Below are 23,976 nucleotides of genomic sequence, written 5' to 3'. Positions count from 1 at the left end.
AGCAGGCGGGTCAGCGGCCCGAGTAGTTCGGGGCTTCGACCGTCATCTGGATGTCGTGCGGGTGGGACTCCTGCAGGCCGGCCGAGGTGATCCGGACGAAGCGGCCCTTCTCCTGCAGCTCCGGCACGGTCCGGGCGCCCGTGTACCACATCGACTGCCGCAGGCCGCCGATCAGCTGGTGCGCGACGGCCGACAGCGGGCCCCGGTACGGCACCTGACCCTCGACGCCCTCGGCGATCAGCTTCTCGTCGGAGCCGCCGTCGTGCTGGAAGTAGCGGTCCTTGGAGTACGACTTGCGCAGCCCGCCGGACTGCATCGCACCGAGCGAACCCATCCCGCGGTACGCCTTGAACTGCTTGCCGTTGATGAACACCAGGTCGCCCGGCGACTCCTCGCACCCGGCGAGCAGCGAGCCCAGCATGACCGTGTCCGCACCCGCGACCAGCGCCTTCGCGATATCGCCCGAGTACTGCAGGCCGCCGTCGCCGATCACCGGGACACCGGCCGGCTTGCACGCCAGCGACGCCTCGTAGATCGCGGTCACCTGCGGCACGCCGACACCGGACACCACTCGCGTCGTACAGATCGAACCGGGGCCGACGCCGACCTTCACGCCGTCCGCACCCGCCTCGACCAGCGCCTGCGCGCCCGCGCGGGTGCCGACGTTGCCGCCGACGACGTCGACGCCGCGGGTGGCCGGGTCGGCCTTGAGCTTGCGGATGATCTCGATCTGGGCCCGGGAGTGACCGTGCGCGGTGTCCACCACGAGCACGTCGACACCGGCCTCGACCAGCGTCATGGCCCGCTTGTAGGCCTCGCCGAAGAAGCCGATCGCCGCGCCGACCATCAACCGGCCGGAGCCGTCCTTGGTGGACAGTGGGAACTTGTCGCGCTTGACGAAGTCCTTCAGCGTGATCAGGCCGGTGAGCTTGCCGGCGTCGTCGACCAGCGGCAGCTTCTCCACCTTGTGCTTGCTGAGCAGCGCCATCGCGTCGTCGGCGGCGATACCCTGCCGGCCGGTGATCAGCGGCTGCTTGGTCATCACCTCGCGGACCGGCCGGGACAGGTCGGTCTCGAAGCGCATGTCGCGGTTGGTGACGATGCCGACCAGGACACCCGCGTCGTCCACCACCGGGACGCCGGAGATCCGGTACTGCGCGCAGAGCGCGTCGGCCTCGCCGATGGAGGCGTCCGGCCCGATGGTGATCGGCTGCGCGATCATGCCGGACTCGGAGCGCTTGACCAGGTCGACCTGCTGGGCCTGGTCCTCGAGCGAGAGGTTGCGGTGCAGGACGCCGAGACCGCCCTGGCGGGCCATCGCGATCGCCATCCGGGCCTCGGTGACGGTGTCCATCGCGCTGGACACCAGCGGGATGTTCACCTCGACGTTGCGGCTCAGCCGGGACCGGGTGACGGCCTCGGACGGGATGACGTCGGACTCGTTCGGCTGCAGCAGTACGTCGTCGAAGGTGAGGCCGAGGACGGCGAACTTGTCGGGAACTCCAGCTGGGGTGATGTCCATGGGGAAAACGAGCACCTTTTGTACGGCGACAACGGAACCCCATCCTATCCGCGCCGCCCGCAGGCCCCGAATCCGCCGTCCACTGGCCCCTGCACCGGCCACCGCACAGGCAACCGCCCGCCGCGGTTGCGCGGCGGGCGGTCGGTGATCGGCCGGTTACCTGATCGGCTTGTTCACGACGTCCAGGATCTGCAGCAGGCTGGCGTCGGTGGTGGAACCGTACGTCCGGGCGATGGCGGCGTGCTTGCCCTCGGGGTAGGCGCCGCTGGAGTGCTTGCCCTTCGGGTAGGTCTTGCGAACCGAGCCCGTGCTGACGTTGCCGCCCGCGTGCTTCCCGGTGGACTTGGCCGCTGCCTTCTTCGGCGTCGCCTTCTTGGCCGTCGCCTTGCTGGTCGTGATCGACTTCGCCGTCGCGTCGGGTACACCGAAGAAACGCTCGGCGGTCTGGTTCGTGACCGGGTCACCGCTCGGCGTCGGCAGCACCGGCGAGACGATCGACTCGACCGCGTCCACCAGTTCCTTGACCTGGTCCGGAACCTGGGTGACCTCGCTGCTCGGCGTGTCACCGTCATCGCTCGAATCCGAGCCGGACGTGTCCGAGCCACCTGTACCGCCGGTGTCACCGCCCGGCGTCGTGGTGCTGTCCGAGCCCGAGGTGTCCCCGTCGCTCGACTGCCCCTCGCCGGATCCCGCGCTCGGCGTCGACGTCGGCGTGGCCGTCGGCTCCCCGGTCGACGTGTTGTTGTCGCCGGTGCTGTCGTCCGTCCCGTTGTCGACGGTCGGCGGCGTCGTGGTGTCCGTCGGCGTCGGAGTCGGCGTGTCGGTCGGCTGGTCCGTCGGGGTCGACGGCGGGGTGTCCGGAGGCGTGTCCGGCGGCACTTCCGTCGTCGTGGTGTCGGTCGGCTCGGACGTCTTGGGATCAGCCGGCTTCGTCGTCGTGGTGTCGGTCGGCTCCGCCGTCACCTCGGTCGTCGTCGGCTTGACCGGATCCACTGTCTTCTGCTTGTCGGTCGGCAGCGGGTAGCCCCACTCGCGGGCCGCCACCGGCTTGTCGCCCGGCGGCACGACCACTTCCGGCGTTCCCTTGATCTCCTGCGCCTGCGGGTCGTCGCCGGCCGAGCCGTCCTTGCCGTTCTCGGCGGCGCGCTGGGCCTTGGCCTTCTCCTTGAAGTCCTTGCCGACCTTGACGATCGTGCTGCGGTCCACGATCGGCAGACCGTCGAGCTCTTCCTTCGGGAAGCTGGTCTGCGGGCGGACCGCGTCGACCATCTTCTCGATGACCTTCTCGTACGGCGACAACGGGTCACCGGTGACCGCCGCGGCCACACCGGACACCGACAGCGCGGCCACCGCGGCGACACCGAACGCCAGACCGCGGGTCGCCACCTTGCGGGCGAACGGGTCGGTGATCGGGTTCAGCGCGGCGCATCGCGCCAGGAAGCTCTCCGGATCGTCGATGGTTTCCACCGGGAGCTCGTCCTCGACCTCCACGGCCAGCCGTAGATCGGCCAGCAGCGCGACGGCCGGGTCGTGCTCGCCCGCCGTACGGGCGGACTCCCCACCGGCAGCGAGCAGATCGAGTAGCGCGTCATCGGCCTCGATCGCGTCCAGGTCGAAACGGTCAGCCATGATGCCCCTCCCCCACTCGTCCTCGTTCCAGCTGTGCTTCATGCCCCACAAACCCCCTGAGCGTGTTCAACGCCCGATGCTGTGCGACCCTCACCGCCCCCGGTGTCATCCCCAGTGCCCGGCCGGTCTCCTCGGCTGACAACCCCGCAACGACGCGAAGGCGCAGGATCTCCCGCAGTTTCTCCGGCAACTTGTCCAGCAGGCCCATGATGTGCTGGACCTCGGACTGCCGAACCGCGCGCTCCTCCGGCGTCGGTGACTCGTCCGCGCCGTCCGGCAGGTCCGGCGTCGAGACGTCGGCGACCGCGAACGCACGCTGGGCATCGGCGACCTTGCGGGCCGCGATGCCGTAGACGAAAGCCTCGAAAGGCCTCCCCTCGTCACGGTACCGGCTCAGCGCGCCGAACACCGCGACACAAACTTCCTGTGCGACGTCGTCGACCATGTCGGCGCCGCCGGGATAGGTCCACAAACGGGACCGTACGTAACGATGCGCGACTGCGCGCACCCTGGTGAGCAGGTCATTGAGAGCTGTGCGGTCCCCGTCGCCGGCCAGCGCGGCAAGATCCCTGAGCTCGACCCGGTCGTGGGTGTCAGGTACTCGGACCTCTGTCACCCCTCGCCCCCTCGTGTTCGGACCGGTCAGCCTGAAAGATGGTACGGCGCTCAACTCTCGTTGCCTAGTGGCAGTTCGTGGTCAAGCGCATGTTTTCATCACGATCTGTCACTACCGGCGAGTTCGGTCCCCGGCGCCACGAACCGGATCAGCTCAGAAGCGTGCTCACCGCCCCAATCAATCGCCGTACGCCGGACCTCACGCCACCCCGCCCGCCGGTACAGATGTACCGCGGCCCCGCGGTTGTCGACCACCTCGAGTGCAAGCTCCCGCCCGAGGCCCGCGGCCGTCGTCACACAGTGCTCCAGCAACCGCCGCCCGATCCCCTGCCCCATCGCCTCCGGATCCACGAACAACCGCTCCACCTCGGCGCCGTCCCCCACCCCCGTCAACACCACATGCCCCACAACCCGCCCCCCACTCACCGCAACCCAGCACCCCAGCCGATCCTCCGGCGTCAACCAGCCCCGAGGATCAGCCGGCCAGTTGATCGGATACCCCGCCCGCTCATGCACAGCCCGCAACAACTCCACACAAACACCCAGATCCCCCTCACCCCGCACCCGAATCAACACCCACCCATCCCACCAGCCCCCGCCCAACCCCCAGCCCCCACCCCTCCGACCACCGGCCCCGCCGCTCGCGACAGCCGGCGAGGTTGGGGAGGCTTTCCTACCCGATCCGGGAAGCAAACCTCCCCAACCCCGAGGCGGAGTCGCGGCCCAAGGCCCGCGGTCTGCGGTCTGCGGTCTGCGGTCGCGGTCTGCGGTCTGCGACTCAGCTGCCACCAGTGCATCTCCCTGGGGTCGCCCCGCCCCCGTCCGCATTTGCCTGGTCCACCCACCAATTCGGGGGTTCCACACCCACGTCCACGGTGCAGAACCCCTCATTTGCCTGGCACACCAGCCAAATCCGCGGGTCAGCCAGGCAAATGAGGTGGGCCGACGGAGCCGCGGTGAGCGGGGCGTGCGGACGGGGTGCGGGCATGCGGTGAGCGCGCGGTGCGCGGGCGCGCGGTGAGTGGGCGCGCGGTGGGCGCGCGGTGAGTGTGCGCGCGGTGAGCGCGCGGTGAGTGTGCGCGCGGTGGGCACGCGGTGGGCCGGCGGGCGGGGCAGGTGGGTTGTTCTTGGGGAAACGCAGCACCGCCCGGCAGTTGGGCTGCCGGGCGGTGCTGGTGTGCTGTGCTGTCGTGCTGGTGGTGCTGAGGGTCAGTGGCCGTGGCCGTGGCCGTGGCCGGCTGCGGCGGGCTCTTCTTCCTCGGGCTTGTCGACCACCAGGGTTTCGGTGGTCAGCAGCAGTGCGGCGATCGAGCCGGCGTTGGCGAGCGCGGACCGGGTCACCTTGACCGGGTCCAGGACGCCCTGCGCCAGCAGGTCGCCGTACTCACCGGTGGCGGCGTTGAAGCCGCTGCCGGACTCGAGTTCGGCAACCTTCGAGGTCACGACGTAGCCCTCGTAGCCGCCGTTCTCGGCGATCCAGCGCAGCGGCTCGACGACCGCCTTGCGGACGATCCGAACGCCGGTGGCCTCGTCGCCGTCGAGCTCGAGGTCCTTGTCCAGCACGGTGGACGCGTGCACGAGAGCGGAACCGCCACCCGCGACGATGCCCTCCTCGATCGCGGCCCGGGTCGCGGACACCGCGTCCTCGATCCGGTGCTTCTTCTCCTTGAGCTCGACCTCGGTGGCCGCGCCGACCTTGATGACGCAGACGCCGCCGGCCAGCTTGGCCAGCCGCTCCTGCAGCTTCTCGCGGTCCCAGTCGGAGTCGGTGCGCTCGATCTCGGACTTGATCTGGCTGACCCGGCCCTCGATGTCCTCGCCCTTGCCGGAACCCTCGACAACGGTCGTGTTGTCCTTCGAGACCACGATCCGGCGCGCCGAACCGAGCACCTCGAGGCCGACCTGGTCGAGCTTCAGCCCGACCTCGGGGGCGACGACCTGCGCGCCGGTGAGCGCGGCCAGGTCCTCCAGCATCGCCTTGCGGCGGTCACCGAAGCCCGGCGCCTTGACGGCGACGGAGGTGAAGTTGCCGCGGATCTTGTTCACCACGAGGGTGGACAGCGCCTCGGCCTCGACGTCCTCGGCGATGATCAGCAGCGTCTTGCCGGACTGCACGACCTTCTCCAGCAGCGGCAGCAGGTCCGCGATCGCGGAGATCTTGCCCTGGTGGATCAGGATGTACGGGTCCTCCAGCACCGCTTCGCCGGCCTCGGCGTCGGTGATGAAGTACGGCGAGATGTAGCCCTTGTCGAACTGCATACCCTCGGTGAACTCGAGCTCGGTCCCGAAGGTGTTCGACTCCTCGACGGTGATCACACCGTCCTTGCCGACCTTGTCGAACGCGTCCGCGATCAGGCCGCCGATCTCGGCGTCCCGGGCGGAGATGGTCGCGACGTGGGCCATGTCGCCCTTGTCGTCGACCGGCCGCGCGGTCTCGACCAGCTTGGCCGACACGGCCTCGACGGCCGCCTCGATACCGCGCTTGAGGCCCATCGGGTTGGCGCCGGCGGCGACCGCCCGGAGGCCCTCGTGCACCAGTGCCTGCGCCAGCACCGTCGCGGTGGTGGTGCCGTCACCGGCGATGTCGTTGGTCTTGGTGGCGACCTCCTTGGTGAGCTGCGCACCAAGGTTCTCGAACGGGTCGTCCAGCTCGACCTCACGGGCGACGGTCACACCGTCGTTGGTGATGGTCGGGGCGCCCCACTTCTTGTCCAGGACGACGTAGCGGCCCTTCGGGCCCAGCGTCACCTTCACCGTGTTCGCGAGCTTGTCGACGCCACGCTCCAGCGCGCGCCGCGCGTTCTCGTCGAACTCGAGGATCTTCGGCATGAAGAAAACCAGTCCTTTTCCGTATGTCTCGTTGCAGGGAACGACCAACCCGCTGTCCCGGACCCACTCCGCCCCGGCGCCAGAGGCTCCGGGGCGGTGTCAGTCAGGAACAGCGGGCGTTCGTCACTTGCTGACGACTGCGAGGATGTCGCGGGCGCCCAGGATCAGGTAGTCCTGACCGTCGTACTTGACCTCGGTGCCGCCGTACTTGGAGTAGATGACCTTGTCGCCGACGGCGACGTCCAGCGGGACGCGGTTGCCGTTGTCGTCGATCCGGCCCGGGCCGACGGCGAGGATCTCGCCCTCCTGCGGCTTCTCCTTGGCGGTGTCCGGGATCACCAGGCCGGACTTCGTGGTCTGCTCGGCTTCGAGCGGCGCGACGAGGACGCGGTCCTCGAGCGGCTTGATCGTGACCGACACTTGCTGACCTCCACGGTCGAATTCGCTTGTCTGTGACATGTGGTCGCGCTCCCCTGCCGTCGCGGGGGTCAGAGGCCGGACCGCTGGCACCCTCGTGTCGAGAGTGCCAACACCGAATCTAGGCCGCGATTAGCACTCGGTCAACTCGAGTGCCAAAGGATTCTCAGCGTGAGACGTAGTTCCGGTGACGACTCCGGTACAGAATGTGGTTATGAGGCTTCCCAAGCTTCCCAAGCTGTCCGGCCGGACCGTCGCGCTGCTGGCCGCCGTCGGCGCGGTCGCGGTCGGAGCCGTCGCCGCCAACGCGTCGAAGAACCCGTCGCCGCCGGTAGCAACGCCGGTGTCCAAGGCGCCGGTGGCCGACGTGTCGGCCGACCAGCCGGTCTCCCACGAGGCCACGGCCGCGGAGCTGAAGGCAGCAGCCGCGCTGCCGCAGTGCAGGTCCGCCCGCCTCGTTCCGGTCAACCGCAGCTGGGGCATCCCGATGCCGTCGATCCTGGGCAGCACGAGCACCACCTGCAACCTGATGTACGGCGACGACCCGTACCGCGGCTCCAGCCGGACAGGTGATCCGGAGACCGCGATCCAGGTCCTCCAGCGCAACCTGAACTTCTGCTACGGCACCAAGCTCGCCGTCGACGGCATCTACGGCAACAACACCCGCGCGGTCGTCAAGACCGTCCAGCGCAAGCACCACCTGGTCGTGGACGGCATCTACGGCCCGAAGACGCGCTCCGCGATGAACTGGCGGCTGTACTCGATGGCAACCCGCAGCTGGAGCAGGAGCTGTTCGAGTCCCCTCTAAGGTTGCGGGGTGAGTGTCACCGCGCTGCTCGACGGACCGGGCGCTGAGGTACTGGCAGCCGCCTGCGCCGAGTACCGCCCCGGCAAAGAGCTCCAGCTGGTTGAGAAGCTCAGACGCCGGTACGACGCAACGCTTGTGACGATCGCGGTGACCCAGGCCGCGCTGCGGCACCGTGCCATCGCCAAGTTCGGTCCGGACGCCGAACGCATGTACTTCACCCCAGACGGCCTGGAGCAAGCCACCCGCACCACAGTGAGCACCCACCGCGCCGCACGTGTCGCAGCGACTCAGATCGACACTGTGGTCGACCTAGGCTGCGGTATCGGTGGCGACCTCATCACGATGGCCCGTGCGGGTCTGCGAGTCACCGGCGTCGAGCGGGACCCCGAGACCGCAGCGGTCGCTCGTACGAACCTCGCCGCGTTCGAGCTTCCGGGCGAGGTTCTGGTCGGCGACGCGGAGGCTACGGACGTCACGCCGTACGACATGGTGTTCGCCGACCCAGCGCGCCGGGCGGACGGGCGGCGCGTGTTCGACCACAACGCCTACTCACCGCCGTGGTCGTTCGTGACCGGGCTGCTGGAGCGGACCGCCTGTGTGAAGGTCGCGCCGGGCATCCCGCACGACGCGATCCCCGAAGGTGTGGAAGCGGAGTGGATCAGTGACTCCGGTGAGGTCAAGGAGGCCGCGCTCTGGTCCGGTGCGCTGTACGGCGGTACGCCGCGACGGGCCACGCTGCTGCCTGGTGGCGCGAGCGTTGCCGACGCACCTGAGGCGGACAGCGGTCCGGTCGGCAAGTACATCTACGAACCCGACGGAGCGGTCGTCCGGGCCGGTCTGGTCACCGCGGTCGCCGCAGCGGTCGACGGCTGGCTGCTGGATCCCCGCATCGCCTACGTCACAGCGTCGACGTACGTCCCGACAGCGCTGGCGTCGGCGTACGAAGTGCTGGAAGAGCTGCCCTACAAGGAGAAAGCGTTGCGCTCCTGGGTTCGCACCGGGGGCATCGGGACGCTGGAGATCAAGAAGCGCGGCGTCGATCTCGACCCGGCCCAGTTGCGCAAGAAGCTCGCACCGAAGGGCTCGACGTCGGCGACCCTGATCGTCACGCGCATCGGCCGCGACGCCGTCGCCTACTCGTGCCGCCGGGTGACCGGTGTGGCCGACCACCGATAAAATGCCAGACTATGCCCGTTGGCCGCCGACCTCTCCGCTCGAAGCTCTATCCGTCCGCCGGCGCTCATCACTGGGCATCAGGCGGCACCAGCTCGATCCAGACCCATGAAGAAGGACATCTGGTGTACGCCGCTCGCGGCGTCCTGGCTGTGCAAACCGATCGGGGTACGTCGATCGTGCCCGCCAACCGCATCGCCTGGACGCCGGCCGGGTTCACCCACCAGCATCGCGCGCACGGCGAGACCGACATGCGGATCGTGTTCCTGCCCGCAGAACTGGCCGAACGCGTCCCGGACCGCCCGGCCGTGTTCCTGGCCTCCGGTCTCGCCCGCGAGGTCATCCTCGCCCTGACGAGCCGCGAACTCGAGCCCGCCGCGCGTGCCCGTCTCCAGCACGTCCTCGTCGACGAGCTCCACGAAGCCGCAGAGCAGCCACTGCAACTACCGGAACCGCACGACGACCGCCTGCGCAGCATCGCGCAACGACTCCGCGAGAACCCCGCGGACAACACGCCACTCCCCGAACTGGGGCGCCAGGCCGGAGCAGGCGCCCGCACGTTGAGCCGCCTGATCCGCACCGAGCTCGGCATGACGTACTACGAATGGCGCACGCAGCTCCGGATCTATCACGCCCTCGTCCTGCTCGCGGACGGCCACGACACCACGTACGTCGCTCACGCCTGCGGGTGGGCGAACCCGAGCGGTTTCATCGCAGCGTTCGCCGCCGTCGTCGGCACCACCCCGGGCCGCCATCGCGCGGAACAAGCCGGACTTGCGCTCGACGGACATTCGAACATATGATCGATCTCGCGAGCGGGTCTTCGGGTGACAAGCCGGTGGACGAGGTGCTGCGTCTGCTGCCGCGACTCCCCGGAGGCCCGCCACTAAGTCACTCTGCCCGGAAGCGTTCCTTCACGGGCATCCGAAGCCGCGCCGTCACGATATCTCCAACCGCCGACACCACCTGACCGCGCACCGCCTGGTCACGCACCGCCTGATCGCGCACCGCCGGCCAGTGCTCGTCGCCGCCGCCAGCAGGCTTCCCTTGGACGAACTCGGTCACCAGCCGGTCCCAGTCCTTCGCCCGCCGGAGCATCGCATGCCCTTCCCCGGCGAGGGAGTACGTCGTGACCTCCACCCCGGCCGCCCGCAGCCGCTGCGCGTACGCCGCCGTACCCGCCGGAGAGGTGATCGTGTCGTCGATCCCGTGCACGAACGTGACGGGCGGGCGCAGCATGACGAGCGGCTCGTCCCGCGGCAGCCACGGCGCCAGCCCGAGCACACCCGCCACCCGCGGATGGTCGCCGGCGGCAACCACCGCACGCCCACCCATCGAGTGCCCGATCAGCAACACCCGCGAGATCACCGGCGGCAGTTCGTCCAGAACGGTCCGCAGATCGGCAGCCGCGTCGCCGTCGTCGTTCCAGCCCCGGAAGCGATACCGGAGAAACCCGATCGCGACGTGCGGCGCGACCGACCGCGCGGCCCGCGCGAACGGCCACATTCGAAGCAGCGCAGGGCGCCACAGGTGCGGGTCGGCGTGCGAGCGTTCCTCGCCGCCGTGAGCGAGCAGCACCAGCTCACGAGCGCCCGCCGGGTGCCGGACGAGGTCGACACCCGGGCGTCTCACGACTGCGCGTACAACTCGGCGGCGTCCTTGCGGATCGCCATCATCCGTCCAGGCGGCGTTTCGCTGAAACCGTACGAGCGGTAGAGCTCGTGCGCGTCGGCGGTCGCCAGCAGGACCTGCCGCAGGCCCTTCAGCTCCGGATGCTCGAGCAAGGTCGACACGACGAACCGCCCGAGGCCGTGCCCACGGTGCGATTCCAGCACGAACACGTCGGCCAGCCAGGCGAACGTGGCCCGGTCCGTCACCATCCGCGCGTACGCGACCATCGCCCCGTCGGCGTCGTACACCCCGAGGTTCAGCGAGCCGACCACCGCGCGCTCCACGACCTCGCGCGGGATCCCTTCGGCCCAGTACGACGTACTCAGGAAGCCTTGCACCACGCCGACGTCGATCCGCTCGGCGGAGTCGTCGGCCTCGAAACCGTCCGGCCCGGTCCACTTCATGCGTTGAGTACCTCCGTGACGGGCATCGACGAGTCAGCAGGGAGATCGAGCGGTGACGGCGCCTTGCCGGAGCGGACCAGCTCCGAGCCGAGCGCGGCGACCATCGCGCCGTTGTCGGTGCACAGACCGGGCCGCGGCACCCGTACGGCGATACCGGCCGCGGCCGCACGCTCCTCGGCCATCACCCGCAGCCTCGAGTTCGCCGCGACGCCGCCGCCGATCAGCAGGTGCTCGAACCCGCGGTCCTTGCACGCGTCGATCGCCTTGCGGGTCAGGACGTCGCAGACCGCTTCCTGGAACGCCGCCGCGACATGGTTCACCGGCACGTCCTCACCATCCCGGCGACGAGCCTCGACCCAGCGCGCGACCGCGGTCTTCAAACCGGAGAACGAGAAGTCGAACCGGTGCCGCTCGAGGTCCCGCTGCGAGGTCAGCCCGCGCGGGAACGTCACGTACATCCGGTCGCCGCCGTCACGCGCCGCCTTGTCGATCCACGGACCGCCCGGGAACGGCAGCCCGAGCACCCGCGCCACCTTGTCGAACGCCTCACCGGCCGCGTCGTCGATGGTGCTGCCCATCGGTACGACGCCGTCGGTGATGTCCTCGACCGCGAGGAGCGACGAGTGTCCGCCGGACACCAGCATCGCGACGCAGCCCTTCGGCAGATCGCCGTGCTCCAAGGTGTCCACCGCGACGTGCGCCGCCAGGTGGTTGACGCCGTAGATCGGCTTGTCCAGCGACAACGCCAGGCCCTTCGCCGCGGCGACGCCGACGAGCAGCGCTCCGGCCAGGCCGGGCCCACTGGTCACCGCGACCGCGTCGACATCGGTCGGCTTGATACCGGCCGTCTCGCAGGCCCGCCGGATCGTCGGCACCATCGCCTCGAGGTGCGCACGACTGGCCACCTCGGGGACGACCCCGCCGAACCGGGCGTGCTCCTCGACACTGGACGCGATCGCGTCGGCGAGCAACGTCTGCCCGCGCACGATCCCGACCCCGGTCTCGTCACACGACGTCTCGATCCCCAGGATCAGGGGCTCACTCATCGTTCCTCCACCGCATGATCACCGCGTCCTCGCTGCCACCGTAGTACCCACGCCGCCGGCTGATCTGTTCGAACCCGAACCCGGCGTACAACCCGATCGCCGGCTCGTTGCCTGCAGCAACCTCAAGCAGAACCGTTCGTCCTGCACAACGGTCCAGGACCGTCACCATCAGCTGCCCGCCGATCCCGGTACGCCGCTCGGCCGGCGTCACCGCGACCCGCAGCACCTCGACCACGTCCTCCACCACCGGCGGCACCAGCAGTACGACGTACCCGACGAGAGCGCCCTCGTCCGCGACCAGGACGACGCGGTCCTCGGTCAGCCGGTCGAACTCGTCCGCCCAGGCGCCCGCGCTCCAGGCCTCCGGCCCGAAGCACACCTCGTCCAGCGCGACCAGTTCCGGGAGGTCTTCCGGACGTGCCGCCCTGATGGCAGGTCTCACAGCACGCTCTTCGGCCCGCTGGACATCGTGACGTCCGGCCGGCGCAGGTACAGCGGATCCGGCGCGACGACCTCGAGCGTCCGTGTCGCGACCCCCGTGGCCAGCACCTCGGCCGACGGGTACTCCACGACATCGTCTGCGACAACGTTCAACGCTTCGGCGTACAGCACCGCGCCGCGGCCGATCACGGGCAGACCGGACAGCACGTGGGCGACCTCGGCCGGCTTGTCGACCGCGGGTCCCTCGAGCCGCCGACGGCTGCCGTCCGCGGCCGAGCCGTCGTACAGCGCCCAGTAGATCTCCTTGCGCCGCGCGTCCGTCGCGACCGCGACGGGCAACGTCAACGTCGACTGCCGCGCGAGGACGTCGAGGCTGCAGACGCCGGAGACCTTGATCCCCAGCACCTCGCCCATCGTCCGGGCCGTCACGAGCCCGACCCGCAGCCCGGTGAACGGACCTGGGCCGACGCCGACCGCGATCCCGGTCAGGTCGCGAGGAGTGACTCCCGCCGTTTCCAGCGCCGCCGCGATGGCCGGAGCGAGGAGTTCGCCGTGGCGCAACGCGTCAACGGTCGTCGACGAGGCGACGATCTCGCCGGCCGGCGTGGCCAGAGCGACGGTGACGGCGGCACTCGAGGTGTCGAAGGCAAGCAACATGTCAGTCAGTGTCCCGTCGGCGATGATGGTTGCACGATAGCGGTGTCCAGGTGCGTGCATCGCAAGGCGGACGAGCGCCCTCGATGCGGGGTTCATCGTGGGTGCTCGTCCAACGCAGCGAGGTGCGTGCCTGGGCGCCGCTAGCGTGTGAGCAGCATCGTCGACGGGACACTATCTCTCCAGTACGGACACCTGTACGCCGGACGCGGCCCACCGCGGGCCCACCGGAGTGATGCGCAGTGACCGCGTCTCGTCGGTGTCGTCGTCGCCACGGGTGACCACGATGTCCAGCCGATCGGGCGCGAGCGCCTCGGCCAGTCCATGACCCCACTCGACCACCGTGACCGCGTCCTCCAGGCTCGCGTCCAGGTCGAGATCGTCCAGCTCCGCGAACCCACCGATCCGGTACGCGTCGACATGTACCAACGCGGGACCGTCGGCCAGCGACGGATGCACGCGCGAGATCACGAACGTCGGCGACGTGATCGCTCCACGCACCTTCAGCCCGACGCCGAGTCCTTGCGTGAACGTCGTCTTGCCGGCGCCCAGATCACCTGACAGCACGAGTACGTCGCCCGCGCGCAGCTGACCGGCCAGCTCCTCGCCGATCGCCTGCATCTCGTCGGCGGTCGGAACGGTCAACTCGACCGGCATCGCCTTGGCAAAGGTCAGGTTCTGCGCCTGCTGGTCGACCACGGAGTACCCACGCCGCCGCCAGAACTCCACGGTGTCCGGCAGTTCGACCCGCGCGATCAGGTTCACCCGGCCGAGCCCCCGGCGTACGGCGACTTCCTCCGCGCAACCGACCATCGCCGAGGCGACGCCGCGCGCCTGGTACCGCGGGTCGACCGAGACCCGGCGGAGGTTCAGGACGTCACCGACCTGCTCGAACAGCACCGCCCCGAGCGGAACGCCGTCGCTCAGCACCAGCAGCCCGCCGTGCTCGGCGATCGCCGCGGCCACCGTGGTCGCGTTCTCGGACAACGCCGTCGACGGCGGGTCGAGGACCCGGCGCGCGGAGAAGGCGTGGTGGATCACATTCACGATGTCGTCGACGTGGTCCTGGGTGGCGTCGACGACGTGCAGATCTGTCATCAGGTGGGTCCTAGGGATTGTTCGGCTCGCTCGATCATCCCAAGGAGGGCCGCGGTGAATTCACGGTGGTGCTCGATCAGGCCCAGGTGACCGCAGTTCTGCACCTCGACCAGCTCGGCGCCGGGGACCCGCCGGACGATCTCCTCGGCGTGCGCGAACGGCGTCAGGTGGTCCTTGTCGCCACCGATCACGACGCACTCCACCTTCTGCAACGGCTCCAGGGCGTCGTACTTGTCGTGCAGCGCGAAGATCGGGTAGAACTCCGCGATCACCTCGATCGGCGTCGCCGCGATCATCTCGTTGACGAACTCGGTGAACGCCGGCGGCACCTCGGAACCGAACGAGTACTTCCGGGTCAGCAGGTAGCTGATGTCGGTCCCGGCCTTCCGGCTGCGCTCCACCACGTCCGGGATCCGGGCCAGCGCGGCGACCGTCGGCGTAGCCAGCGCTCGCGCGAGCATGCCGACCTTGCCCGGGAACACGATCGGCACCTGGTCCAGCCCGCCGGCGCTGGTCGAGCACAGGCCGACGCCGATCACCCGGTCGCCGAACAGCTCGGGATGCTGCTCGGCGAGCGCCATGATCGTCATCCCGCCCATCGAGTGACCGATCAGGATCACCGGTCCGGTCGGCGCGAACCGCTCCATGATCCCGTACAGGTCCTTGCCGAGCTGGTCGATGCTGACGTTCGCCCTCGGGGACCGCCCGGAGCGGCCGTGCGAGCGCTGGTCGTAGAACACCATCGTCCCGATGCCGGCCAGGTCGCGGCGCTCGAAGTGCCAGGCGTCCATGTTCAGGCCGTACCCGTGCGCGAAGATCACGGTCAGATCCTCGGGCGGTAACGGCAGCTTGCTGCGCACATTCTTTCCCCGCCCCGCCGCCCCGGTCAGGCCGAGCCTGCGTTTCGGCGGCGGAGCCGGTCGCCGCGAACGCTTCAGCTCGTCCACCTCGACGTACAGCTCGACGCCGTCGTCGGCGGTGAAGATGTACGGCGTCCCGCGCTGGGACCCGAACGGCTCGGCCTCCAGCTGTTTGCGTTGCCCGGAGCGCCGGCCGATCACCTGGCGCTCGACCGCGACACCGGCCGCGGCTCCCGCGGCCAGCACTCCGACCGCGGCCCCGATCAGACCAGCAGTCCGTCCTGCTTTGGACATGCCGATCTACCTTTCGCTGTCGACGTACCTGCGCGGAATCCTTGCGCCCAGGCGGGTGACGATCTCGTAGTTGATGGTGCCGGCGGCGTCGGCCCAGTCGTCCGCGGTCGGCTCACCCGACGTCCCCGGGCCGAACAGCACGACCTCGTCGCCCGCCGCAGCGTCGTCGTCGCCGAGGTCCACCACGCACTGGTCCATGCAGATCCGGCCGACGATCGCCCGCCGTACGCCGTACGCCTGGACCGGGCCGCCGTTCGAGGCGTGCCGCGGCAGACCGTCGCCGTACCCGAGCGGGATCAGGCCGAGTGTCGACGGCCGCGGCGCGGTCCAGGTCAGCCCGTACGAGACGCCCGCACCGGCCGGCACCCGCTTCACCATCGCCAGCCGCGCCTTCAGCGTCATCGCCGGCCGCAACCCCAGCTCGGCCGACGGCAGCGCATGCCCGAACGGCGACAGCCCGTACGTCGCGACGCCCGGGCGGACCAGGTCGAAATGGGTCTCCGGCAGCGCCAGCGTGGCGCCGGAGTTCGCGAGGTGCTTGAACTCGGCGTCGATCCCGAACGACTCGGCGACCTCGACCGCTTCGGTGAAGGTCGCCAGCTGGGACTCGTTCACCGGGCTCTTCGGCTCGTCCGAGGAGGCGAGATGCGACCAGATGCCCTTGATCTCGATCTGTCCGGTCGCCTGCGCACGGACGGCGGCGCGGATCAACGCCGGCCACTCCTCCGGTACGGCGCCGCCGCGGGACATGCCGGTGTCGATCTTGAGGTGCACCCGCGCCGGGCGGTCCTGCACCCCGGCGACGAGCTCGTCGATCTCCCAGGGCGCGCCCGCGGACAGGTCGATCCCGGCCTCGATCGCGTCGGCCAGCGGCTCGCCGGGAGTCGTCAGCCAGCAGAAGATCGGTCCGGTGTCACCGGCAGCCCGCAGCGCGAGCGCCTCCTCGAGCACCGCGGCGCCGATCCAGTCCGCACCGGCCTCACGGGCCGCGCGGGCGACCGGCACCATCCCGTGCCCGTACCCATCGGCCTTGACCACAGCCATCAGCTGCGCACCCTCAGCGCGGGCACGCAACGTCGTCACGTTGTGACGGATCGCAGCCAGATCGACCACGGCCTCAGCACGGACCGGACGTGACTCGGGAGTAGACATGGTCAGTCCAGTGTCTCAGGTGGCGTCGATCAGGTCGGCGAGGGCGCTCATGTTGTGGAAAACCGTGTCCGCATCGGAAAGTTTCGCGGCGTCGGTCATGCCGGCGTACCCGAAGACCTTCATCCCGGCGGCGATTGCGGCGGCGACACCGAGCGGGCTGTCCTCGATCACCAGGCAGTCGACCGGTTTCACGCCCATCGACGCGGCGGCGTGCAGGAAGAGGTCCGGGGCGGGTTTGCCGTGCGCGACGTCCTCGGCGCTGAAGATCCGGCCCTCGAACCGGTGCAGGAAGCCGACCGCGGTCAACGCCGTACGGATCCTGCGATGGGTGCCCGAGGAAGCCAGACAGTAGGTGACGCCGCGCGCCTCCAGGTGGTCGAGGACAGCCTCAACGCCCTCGATCGCCTGGAGGTGGGCGAAACCGTCGAACAGCCGCTGGTGGTACCGGTCCTCGAGATCCGCCGGCAGCGGCCGCCCGAGCCGGGCCTCGGCCTGCTGCCGCATCGAGGCCATCGACCCGCCCATGAAGTCCCGTACCGCCTCCTCGAACGTGTACGGCAACCCCGCCTCGGTGAGCAGCTCGGCCAGAATCGTGTTGGCCAGCCGCTCGGAGTCCACCAGCACACCGTCGTTGTCGAAGATCACGAGTTCGCTCACGCCGAGAACCCTAAGCGGCCACCGCATCGGGTGCGGTGGCCGCCAGGGTTCGCGAGAGCGAGGGGGTCAGTTCTCCTGGATGGAGAAGTCGGTGAAGTTGAAGCGTTGCTTGGTGTTGCCGGTGGAAACCACCTCGACACCGAAGTCGACCTGCCACGTCGTCGCCTTCGGCGCCCAGCCGCGGGTGATCATGTCGTTGAAGAAGCTGGCCAGCGGCATCGTCCCGGACTTCTGCGTCACCTGTGACACGTACGCCGTGTAGCCGCTCTCGTGCCAGACGTCGTACGTGAAGCCGCCGAACGTGACGGTGCCGACCTTGCGCCCGGCAGGCACCTGACCCTTGTTGTCGGTCCAGATCATCAGCTCGTTGTTCAGATCGTCACCGATCCAGGCGTCGAACGCGACGTTGTAGATACAGGCCGGACAGTTGGCGGGTGTGCTCGCCGCGAACTTGGCCGACTGGATCTTCGACAGCGCCACGTCGTTGTAGTCCTTGTGCACGTTCGGGTACGCCTGAACGCCCTTGTCACCCGGCAGCGGCTGGGTCACGTCGACGTACCAGTTGTTGTAGTTGCAGGCGCTGAGCGTGTACGTGCCGTTCTCGTTGTTCCACATGTTGTTGTGCACGTAGTACGCACCGAACGTGCGGCCGTCGCCCTGGTTGTTCGTCGAGGTGGTGACGAACGAGGGGTTGGTGCAGGTCTGACTCGGGCTGCCGGTCGACGTCGGCGTCGTCGTCGGTGGTGTCGTGGTCGTCGGTGGTGTGGTCGACGTCGGCGGCTTGGTCGGAGTCGTGGTCGAGGTTTGCGTCGGTGTCGGCGTCGGCGTGCTGGACGTCGGCGGCTTCGTCGGAGTCGTGGTGGTGGTCGGAGTCGGCGTCGTGGGCTGTGCCGGAGCCGCCGTGAAGTCGTAGTGCACCGTGTAGGTCAGCTTGGTCCCGGCGCGGTACCGGTCACCGTCGTACCGGAGCGCCCGCAGCCGGTAGCTGGTGTCCGTCGTACGGCGTGGGTCGATCGACACCATCGCGGGACCGGACGCGGTCGCGGTGATCGCAACCGGCTTCTGACCGAACCCGTGCAGGACCGTGCATCCCGAGGACGCGTCCAGGACACACGTCTCGACTCGTCCGACGCTGGGCAGGGCTGTCACCGTGCTGTCCGCGGCGTTCGCGGTCGCGACCGGCGAGTCCTTGCCCGCGTGCACGACAATTGGTGCCGCGACCAGCGCGCCGACGGCCAGTACGGCCGCGGGGACGAGGATGCGGCTCCGGAGAGATCGAGTGGGGGGCATGTGAAAAACATTCCTGTCTTTGGCTGACAGGCCGTCCGGTGTTGCCCCAGTGCTACCGGATGACCAACTGGTTGGTTGGGTCCCCAGAGAATTGCTCTCGCGTACGCGGCCTTGACGTTATCGAACCGTGATCAAGAGGTGTCAACCCCGGGTCCTGAATTAACGAAGCCTTCACGTGCAACGCGGACTCCCCCGTCAGCGTCCTCAGAGTGTGAACAAGTGTGTGAACAAACGAATGATCGCACTCGCCGCGACGGTTCTGCTAGCTCTCACCGCGTGCGGCAACGAGTCCGTGACCCGGTCCGGCCCCGAGGCGTCGCTGACCGGGCGAACGTTCCTGTCCACCGAGGTCACCGAGAACGGGAAGCCTCGACCGCCCGCGAAGAGCCAGGTCCGGCTTGAGTTCACCACCAACGGCCGGATGTCCTGGAACGCCGGCTGCAACACGTCGGAGACAACGGTGTCCACCTCTGACGGACGGCTGAGCCTCGGCAAGGAGATCACGTCGACGGCGATGGGGTGTATGGGCGATCGGCAGGAGCAGGACACCTGGATCGCCAAGGTCCTCTCGGCGAAGCCGGTCTGGAAGCTGGACGGCGACAAGCTCGTCCTCACCACCGAGAGCACGACGATCTCGCTGCTCGACAAGGAGAGCGCGGAGCCGGATCTCGCCCTCGACGGCACGAAGTGGCAGCTGACAACGGTCGTCACCGGCCAGGCCGCGTCGCACCAGGCAGGTTTCGAGAAGGTCTGGATGACACTGAACGGCGAACGTGTCACCGGGTCGACCGGCTGCAACTCGTTCCAGGGCACGGTCGCGCGCGACACCGGCAAGCTCACCTTCGGCGAACTGGCCACTACCCGCCGGGCTTGTGCCGGCGACGCCGCGACGGTGGAATCCGTTCTCTTGAAGGGCTTGAAGGGCGAGTTGACCTACACGATCGACGGCTCGACGCTGCAGCTGCGCTCCGCTGACGGCGGACTGGACTTCAGCGTGCCACGCTGAGGTCGAACGCCTGCACCTCGTTCTTGGTTGTCTCGTAGGAGATGAGCAGGTGACCGCGGTCCTTCAGCTGCTGTCGTTGGGCCGCGGTCAACGGGATCGTCCAGTGCTGCACGCCACGGGTGACCTCCTGCGTGGCCTGCTTCACCAGGTGACCGCTCATGTTCGGTGACCATGGCGGCGTCGCGCCGTCGGTGATCGCGCAGGGCGTGAACCCGTAGTCCGGCGGCGGGTCGGTCGTGCACGACGTTGTCCACACCGGGATCGCCGCCACTTGCCCACTCGTCAGGAACGCCCGGGCAGTACCGGATCCCTTCGACGAGGTGAGGAGATCGACTCCGGTCGGACCCACCCGGCTGGAGAGGACCTTGAAGTCGTCGGTCGGCACCCGGCCGGAGATCGGTACGCCGTTGCGCGCGGACTGGGCAATCGTTTGCGGCGACAGGGCTCCGTTGAGGTTCGGGTTCGAGACGTTGGGCGGCGTCGGGGTCGTCGGGCGATCCGCGGGCGGGGTGTACCCGGGGAGCGTGGCGAGCCCCCAGCGGTACGGGTCCGACTGCACCGATCCGAGCGCCGACCACCCGAGCCGCGTACTCATATCGATATGCCGCAACGTCGTCGTACCAGGTGCTGACGTGTCGTCGTTGTCGTACGGCGTGATGTTGAGGCCCAGACGGTTGGGGTCGACGGCCGCGGGGAGGTCGGCGAGCGGGATCTTCACCTCGAGGTCGTAGCCGCCGCCGGCGTACGCGTGCGGGACCGTGGTCTCGTTGCTGCCGACCCACTGCGCCGTCGACGCGACCTGTACGCCGGGCGCGTTGCCGGTGTCGAGGGCGCCGCTGGAATAGCCCTGGTGGTTGTCCGCGTCGCGTTCCCAGCACGGGCCGCCGCTCTGGGTGAACGGGAAGATGCCGAGCTTGAACGTGTTCGCGGTGTCCTTCAGGTCCTGGGACGCGGTGCCGCGCGGGTCGAGCAGGATCTCGACCGAGTCAGCCTGCCAGTGACCGACACATTCCTCGGGCGTCACGGCGTACGACTGGTAGTCGTCGCGGACGTGGATGAAGAAGTACAGCGCGTCGTCGGACCAGCTGACCTTGGCCGTATTCCCTTCCCCTGTTGACGAAACGCCGCAGTCGTCGACACCGGTGCAGGTGCTCGCACCCTGCCAGATCCGGCCGAGGTCGAGCGTCGGGCCCGGGTACTCACCCGGGTCGGCCTTGCCGTCGACGACCGGCGCCTGCGTTGTCTGCGGGATGGTGGAGGTCGGGACGAGGGTGAGGGTGAGGGTTTCGCTTCCGGTCGCGGTCCGGATGGGAATGCTGACGTTCTGCTGGGCGGGCAGCGTGGTGTCGGTGTTGGTCAGCTTGAACGTGACAGTGGCGTCCGCGCCGGGTGCGAGGTCGTACGGCTTCGCGTTGGCGTCGACGGTGAAGTTCGGCGGGAGGTCGAGCGACACCGCGCCGGTCTGCTGCTTGGCGGACCAGTTGTGGACGACGACCGGTACGTCGATGGTCCGGCCGATCCCCATCGACTGGATCGCCTGCGAGCGGCCGAGGCGGTTCGCCTGCGGTGCGGTGTTCTGCAGCCATTCGTCGTACTCCTTCCAGTTCCCCCAGCGCTGGAAGCGTCCTTCGGCCGCGGAAACGATCCGTACAACGTTTTCCGTGTAGCCGGTCTTCGCGTGCTCGGTCGTGTAGAGCGCGGAAACCTTCGCGTTCTGGTCGACGGTCGCGGTGGCGGCCGGGGTGACGGTGAAGGTGACGTCGGCGCTCGATCCCTTGCGGACCGGTTTCGGGCCGTCGGTCGACCAGCCCGCCGGTACCGTCAGCGCGACGTTGCCCTTGGCAAGCTTTCCGCGGAGGTGCACGGTGGCCTGGAAGGGTTCACCGGCGACGTTGTAGAACCTGTCGAAGGTCAGGTACTCGAGCGTTCCGAGCGGCAGACCGCCCGGGTCGGGTTTGGTCGCGCCGAACAGGATCGCGTCGTCGCGGCCCGCTGCCGCGTTGCTGTTCGGCTGGAACGGTACGAACGACTCGGTCATACCGAACCGCGGACAGGCCGGAACCGACGTGCCCTTGTACATCACGCGACTCTGGGTCGGGTACGCCGCGCGTCCCTCGTCAGCGACCTGCTGCCAGATCTTCGGCGTACCCGCGGTCTGCCCCTGCGTGTTACCGGCCGGCCAGAGGTACGGCGAGTTGTACCCGGTCCACACGCCCGCGACGGTGTCGAGGCCGGTGGGTGTGAATCCGGTGGTGCAGTTCGCCGAGGTCGTCGTACCGCCGGTGCCTGCGGTGGCTCCGCCGGAGAAGACCTTCTTCACCTGCCAGGTGCTGAGGGCGTGCGGGCCCTTGAGTTGCTCCGGGAACATGTTCGGATCCGCGGCCGCGAGTACACCTTCCCAGATCAGCCGTCCGGCCTGCTGGTGGTTTCCGTGGCCGGCCGCGAGCGTCGGGGTGAAGCCGATGTAGACCTCCGGCTGCGTCTCGCGGATCACCCGCGTGACCCTCCGGAGCGTTTCCTGCTCGTCCCAGAAGTACTGCGTCAGCGGTGCGCTCTGGTTGTAGAAGAAGTCGATCCGGTCGAGGTTGAAGATGTCGACCGTTCCGGAGCGGTAGTGCGCGACCCGGTCCTCGTTCTCGCGCCGCAGCCCGAGCTCCGGCCCGAGTTCGGGACCGGTCGCGTTGCCGCCGCCCTCACCCCGGGTCACCATGATCACGCCGCACTTCACGCCGTACTGCTGATGCCAGACCCCACACGGCCCGATGATGCTGGTGTCGTCGTCCGGATGGGCCCACTCGCCCATCACGTCGACCTTCGTCTGCCGATCAGCCACATACGGCTGGACCGTCTGCTGAGGTGTGGCCACGGCCGGCACCGGCAGCACGACGAGCAGGACAAGAACCACGAACCCGGCGAATCGCTTCACGTTCACACTCCCATGGCGGCGGAGGCAACGCTCCAGTCCTACGTCCGCCCCCACGACCCGCGCAACCGCTTACCGCGCGTCCTGGTCGGTTCAGTTCAGGAGGCGGCGGGTGGCTTCGGGGAGGGCTTGGGCGACGGTGATGGCGGTGGTGGGGCCGCCGGCGGAGGCGAGGTTGGCTGCGGCGGCGTGGAGGTACGCGCCGGCGCTCGCCGCGTCGAGGGGTGTCAGGCCGCCGGCGAGGAGGGCGCCGCAGAGGCCGGCGAGGACGTCGCCGGCGCCCGCCGTCGCCAGCCAGGGCGTGGCGTTCGTGTTGATCCGAACCTCACAGTCCGGGCTCGCGATCACGGTCGTAGCGCCTTTGAGCAGGACCGTCACGTCGAAGGTCTCGGCCGCGAGCCGCGCGTACTTCAGCCGTTCGGCCTCAACGGTCGCGCGATCGACGCCGAGCAGACGCGAGAGCTCGCCGGCATGCGGGGTGATCAGTACGTCGACGTGGTCGCCGGAGTCGTCGAGCGCCTTCAGACCGTCCGCGTCGAGGACAACGGGTTCCTCGGCGTCGAGCAGGTCGCGGATCCGCGGGATGTCGAGCTCGTCGCCGAGTCCGGAGCCGATCGTCCACGCCTGCACCTGGCCGTCGCCGACGACTTCCGGGTGAGCCTCGCGGACGGCGCTCGCCACCGCGTCCGGGCCGACGTACCGGACCATGCCGACGGGTCCCGCGAGGGCGCCGGCGGTGGCGATCACCGCTGCACCTGGGTACTGGGTGGAGCCGACCATCAGGCCGAGTACGCCGCGCGAGTACTTGTCGGACTCGCCGTGCGGGACGGGATAGAGCGCTCTGATGTCCGCGGCTTGAAGCGCCTGCGCTTCCGCGGGTGGGAGGTCGAGTCCGATGTCGACGAGGTGGACCGGGCCGCAGGCGGTGGCGGCGGGGTCGACGAAGTGGCAGATCTTGTGGGTGCCGAACGTGACGGTGAGCGCGGCGTTCACATGCGGCTCGGGCGTCGCGCCGGTGTCCACGTCGACACCGGACGGCGTATCAACAGCCACGATCGGTACGCCGTACCGCTCGGCAACCTGCACCGCCGCAAGCGCGTCAGGCCGAAGCCCCGGCCGCCCACCGATCCCGACAATCCCGTCCACCACGACGTCGGCGATCGGGATGTCGTCGGTCGACCCGAAGCGTCCGCCCGCGACCTTCAACGCTTCGAGCCCGCCTGCGTGCGCCTTGTCCGACAGCAGCACTGCGGTGACCTGAGCGCCGCGCCGCGCCAGGTTCGCGCCGGCGTACAGGGCGTCGCCGCCGTTGTCGCCGGAGCCGATCAGGAGGACGACGCGAGCGCCGTACGTACCGCCGAGGAAGTTGCTGATGGCAACCGCCAGTCCGGTCGCCGCCCGCTGCATGAGCGTGCCCTCGGGCAGCTTCGCCATCAGCTCGGCCTCGGCCGCCCGGACCTGCTCGACGGTGTGCGCGTGCCGCATGC

Annotated in this window: 22 protein-coding genes; 4 read left to right on the top strand and 18 right to left on the bottom strand. The window is 69.1% G+C overall.

What is annotated here, in order from left to right; all coding sequences use genetic code 11:
* Positions 1-10: 10 nt before the first annotated feature.
* The 6 genes from guaB to groES all read right to left on the bottom strand — a co-directional run bounded on the left by guaB (position 11) and on the right by groES (position 7,015).
* The gene (gene guaB, locus E0H92_RS07945) at positions 11-1,522 is read right to left on the bottom strand and encodes an IMP dehydrogenase (RefSeq protein WP_131465827.1); all 1,512 of its coding nucleotides are present in this window, start codon (positions 1,520-1,522) and stop codon (positions 11-13) included.
* 156 nt (positions 1,523-1,678) lie between these two features.
* Positions 1,679-3,151, bottom strand: a complete 1,473-nt coding sequence (locus E0H92_RS07940; RefSeq protein WP_131465825.1) for a hypothetical protein — start codon at positions 3,149-3,151, stop codon at positions 1,679-1,681.
* Complete coding sequence (gene shbA / locus E0H92_RS07935; protein ID WP_131465823.1) at positions 3,144-3,767, bottom strand: RNA polymerase sigma factor ShbA; 624 nt, start codon at positions 3,765-3,767, stop codon at positions 3,144-3,146. The genes E0H92_RS07940 and shbA overlap by 8 nt, the downstream gene beginning before the upstream one ends.
* A 98-nt stretch (positions 3,768-3,865) precedes the next feature.
* Positions 3,866-4,594, bottom strand: coding sequence for a GNAT family N-acetyltransferase (locus tag E0H92_RS07930; RefSeq protein WP_238173341.1), 729 nt, complete (start codon positions 4,592-4,594; stop codon positions 3,866-3,868).
* 381 nt (positions 4,595-4,975) lie between these two features.
* Complete coding sequence (gene groL / locus E0H92_RS07925) at positions 4,976-6,595, bottom strand: chaperonin GroEL (protein WP_131286260.1); 1,620 nt, start codon at positions 6,593-6,595, stop codon at positions 4,976-4,978.
* 123 nt (positions 6,596-6,718) lie between these two features.
* Positions 6,719-7,015, bottom strand: coding sequence for a co-chaperone GroES (groES, locus tag E0H92_RS07920; protein ID WP_130384566.1), 297 nt, complete (start codon positions 7,013-7,015; stop codon positions 6,719-6,721).
* A 211-nt stretch (positions 7,016-7,226) separates the two neighbouring features.
* On the opposite strand from groES, the gene E0H92_RS07915 reads away from it, so the two are divergent.
* From E0H92_RS07915 to E0H92_RS07905, 3 genes are read left to right on the top strand one after another with little or no spacing between them, the layout of a single operon-like run.
* A complete protein-coding gene (locus E0H92_RS07915) occupies positions 7,227-7,820 on the top strand; it encodes a peptidoglycan-binding domain-containing protein (protein ID WP_238173340.1) in 594 nt (197 codons plus the stop codon).
* A gap of 9 nt (positions 7,821-7,829) precedes the next feature.
* Positions 7,830-8,996, top strand: coding sequence for a class I SAM-dependent methyltransferase (locus E0H92_RS07910; RefSeq protein WP_131495808.1), 1,167 nt, complete (start codon positions 7,830-7,832; stop codon positions 8,994-8,996).
* 11 nt (positions 8,997-9,007) lie between these two features.
* Complete coding sequence (locus E0H92_RS07905; RefSeq protein ID WP_131495807.1) at positions 9,008-9,796, top strand: AraC family transcriptional regulator; 789 nt, start codon at positions 9,008-9,010, stop codon at positions 9,794-9,796.
* An 88-nt stretch (positions 9,797-9,884) separates the two neighbouring features.
* On the opposite strand, the gene E0H92_RS07900 is transcribed toward E0H92_RS07905, so the two are convergent.
* The 10 genes from E0H92_RS07900 to E0H92_RS07855 all read right to left on the bottom strand — a co-directional run bounded on the left by E0H92_RS07900 (position 9,885) and on the right by E0H92_RS07855 (position 18,560).
* A complete protein-coding gene (locus E0H92_RS07900; protein ID WP_131465815.1) occupies positions 9,885-10,625 on the bottom strand; it encodes a dienelactone hydrolase family protein in 741 nt (246 codons plus the stop codon).
* On the bottom strand, positions 10,622-11,068 hold the full coding sequence (locus tag E0H92_RS07895) for a GNAT family N-acetyltransferase (RefSeq protein WP_131465813.1): 447 nt from the start codon (positions 11,066-11,068) through the stop codon (positions 10,622-10,624). Before E0H92_RS07895 ends, E0H92_RS07900 begins: the two co-directional genes overlap by 4 nt.
* Positions 11,065-12,114, bottom strand: a complete 1,050-nt coding sequence (gene tsaD / locus E0H92_RS07890; protein WP_131465811.1) for a tRNA (adenosine(37)-N6)-threonylcarbamoyltransferase complex transferase subunit TsaD — start codon at positions 12,112-12,114, stop codon at positions 11,065-11,067. The genes E0H92_RS07895 and tsaD overlap by 4 nt, the downstream gene beginning before the upstream one ends.
* Positions 12,107-12,556, bottom strand: a complete 450-nt coding sequence (locus tag E0H92_RS07885; protein WP_131465809.1) for a GNAT family N-acetyltransferase — start codon at positions 12,554-12,556, stop codon at positions 12,107-12,109. Before E0H92_RS07885 ends, tsaD begins: the two co-directional genes overlap by 8 nt.
* Positions 12,553-13,212 carry a tRNA (adenosine(37)-N6)-threonylcarbamoyltransferase complex dimerization subunit type 1 TsaB gene (tsaB, locus tag E0H92_RS07880; protein ID WP_131495806.1) on the bottom strand — a complete coding sequence of 220 codons (660 nt, stop codon included), beginning with the start codon at positions 13,210-13,212 and terminating at the stop codon, positions 12,553-12,555. Before tsaB ends, E0H92_RS07885 begins: the two co-directional genes overlap by 4 nt.
* 171 nt (positions 13,213-13,383) lie before the next feature.
* Positions 13,384-14,307 carry a tRNA (adenosine(37)-N6)-threonylcarbamoyltransferase complex ATPase subunit type 1 TsaE gene (tsaE, locus tag E0H92_RS07875; RefSeq protein ID WP_131465805.1) on the bottom strand — a complete coding sequence of 308 codons (924 nt, stop codon included), beginning with the start codon at positions 14,305-14,307 and terminating at the stop codon, positions 13,384-13,386.
* Complete coding sequence (locus tag E0H92_RS07870; RefSeq protein ID WP_131465803.1) at positions 14,307-15,461, bottom strand: alpha/beta fold hydrolase; 1,155 nt, start codon at positions 15,459-15,461, stop codon at positions 14,307-14,309. The genes tsaE and E0H92_RS07870 overlap by 1 nt, the downstream gene beginning before the upstream one ends.
* Before the next feature lie 6 nt (positions 15,462-15,467).
* Positions 15,468-16,613, bottom strand: a complete 1,146-nt coding sequence (gene alr, locus E0H92_RS07865; protein ID WP_131465801.1) for an alanine racemase — start codon at positions 16,611-16,613, stop codon at positions 15,468-15,470.
* A 15-nt stretch (positions 16,614-16,628) separates the two neighbouring features.
* Positions 16,629-17,270 carry an HAD family hydrolase gene (locus tag E0H92_RS07860; RefSeq protein ID WP_238153127.1) on the bottom strand — a complete coding sequence of 214 codons (642 nt, stop codon included), beginning with the start codon at positions 17,268-17,270 and terminating at the stop codon, positions 16,629-16,631.
* Positions 17,271-17,336: 66 nt separating this feature from the next.
* Entirely contained in the window at positions 17,337-18,560 is a 1,224-nt protein-coding gene (locus E0H92_RS07855; RefSeq protein WP_131465797.1) for a GH12 family glycosyl hydrolase domain-containing protein, read from the bottom strand.
* Positions 18,561-18,783: 223 nt separating this feature from the next.
* On the opposite strand from E0H92_RS07855, the gene E0H92_RS07850 reads away from it, so the two are divergent.
* Complete coding sequence (locus tag E0H92_RS07850; protein WP_238153125.1) at positions 18,784-19,566, top strand: META domain-containing protein; 783 nt, start codon at positions 18,784-18,786, stop codon at positions 19,564-19,566.
* On the opposite strand, the gene E0H92_RS07845 is transcribed toward E0H92_RS07850, so the two are convergent.
* The gene (locus E0H92_RS07845) at positions 19,550-22,492 is read right to left on the bottom strand and encodes a PIG-L family deacetylase (RefSeq protein WP_131495805.1); all 2,943 of its coding nucleotides are present in this window, start codon (positions 22,490-22,492) and stop codon (positions 19,550-19,552) included. The two genes, E0H92_RS07850 and E0H92_RS07845, sit on opposite strands and share 17 nt — an antisense overlap.
* Before the next feature lie 90 nt (positions 22,493-22,582).
* Positions 22,583-23,974 (bottom strand): NAD(P)H-hydrate dehydratase, encoded by a 1,392-nt coding sequence (locus E0H92_RS07840; RefSeq protein ID WP_131495804.1) that lies wholly within the window; start codon positions 23,972-23,974, stop codon positions 22,583-22,585.
* Positions 23,975-23,976: the final 2 nt, after the last annotated feature.

It is taken from the genome of Kribbella speibonae (genome assembly GCF_004331375.1).
Taxonomy (GTDB): Bacteria; Actinomycetota; Actinomycetes; order Propionibacteriales; family Kribbellaceae; genus Kribbella; species Kribbella sindirgiensis.
This window is presented reverse-complemented; position numbering and strand designations above follow the sequence as displayed.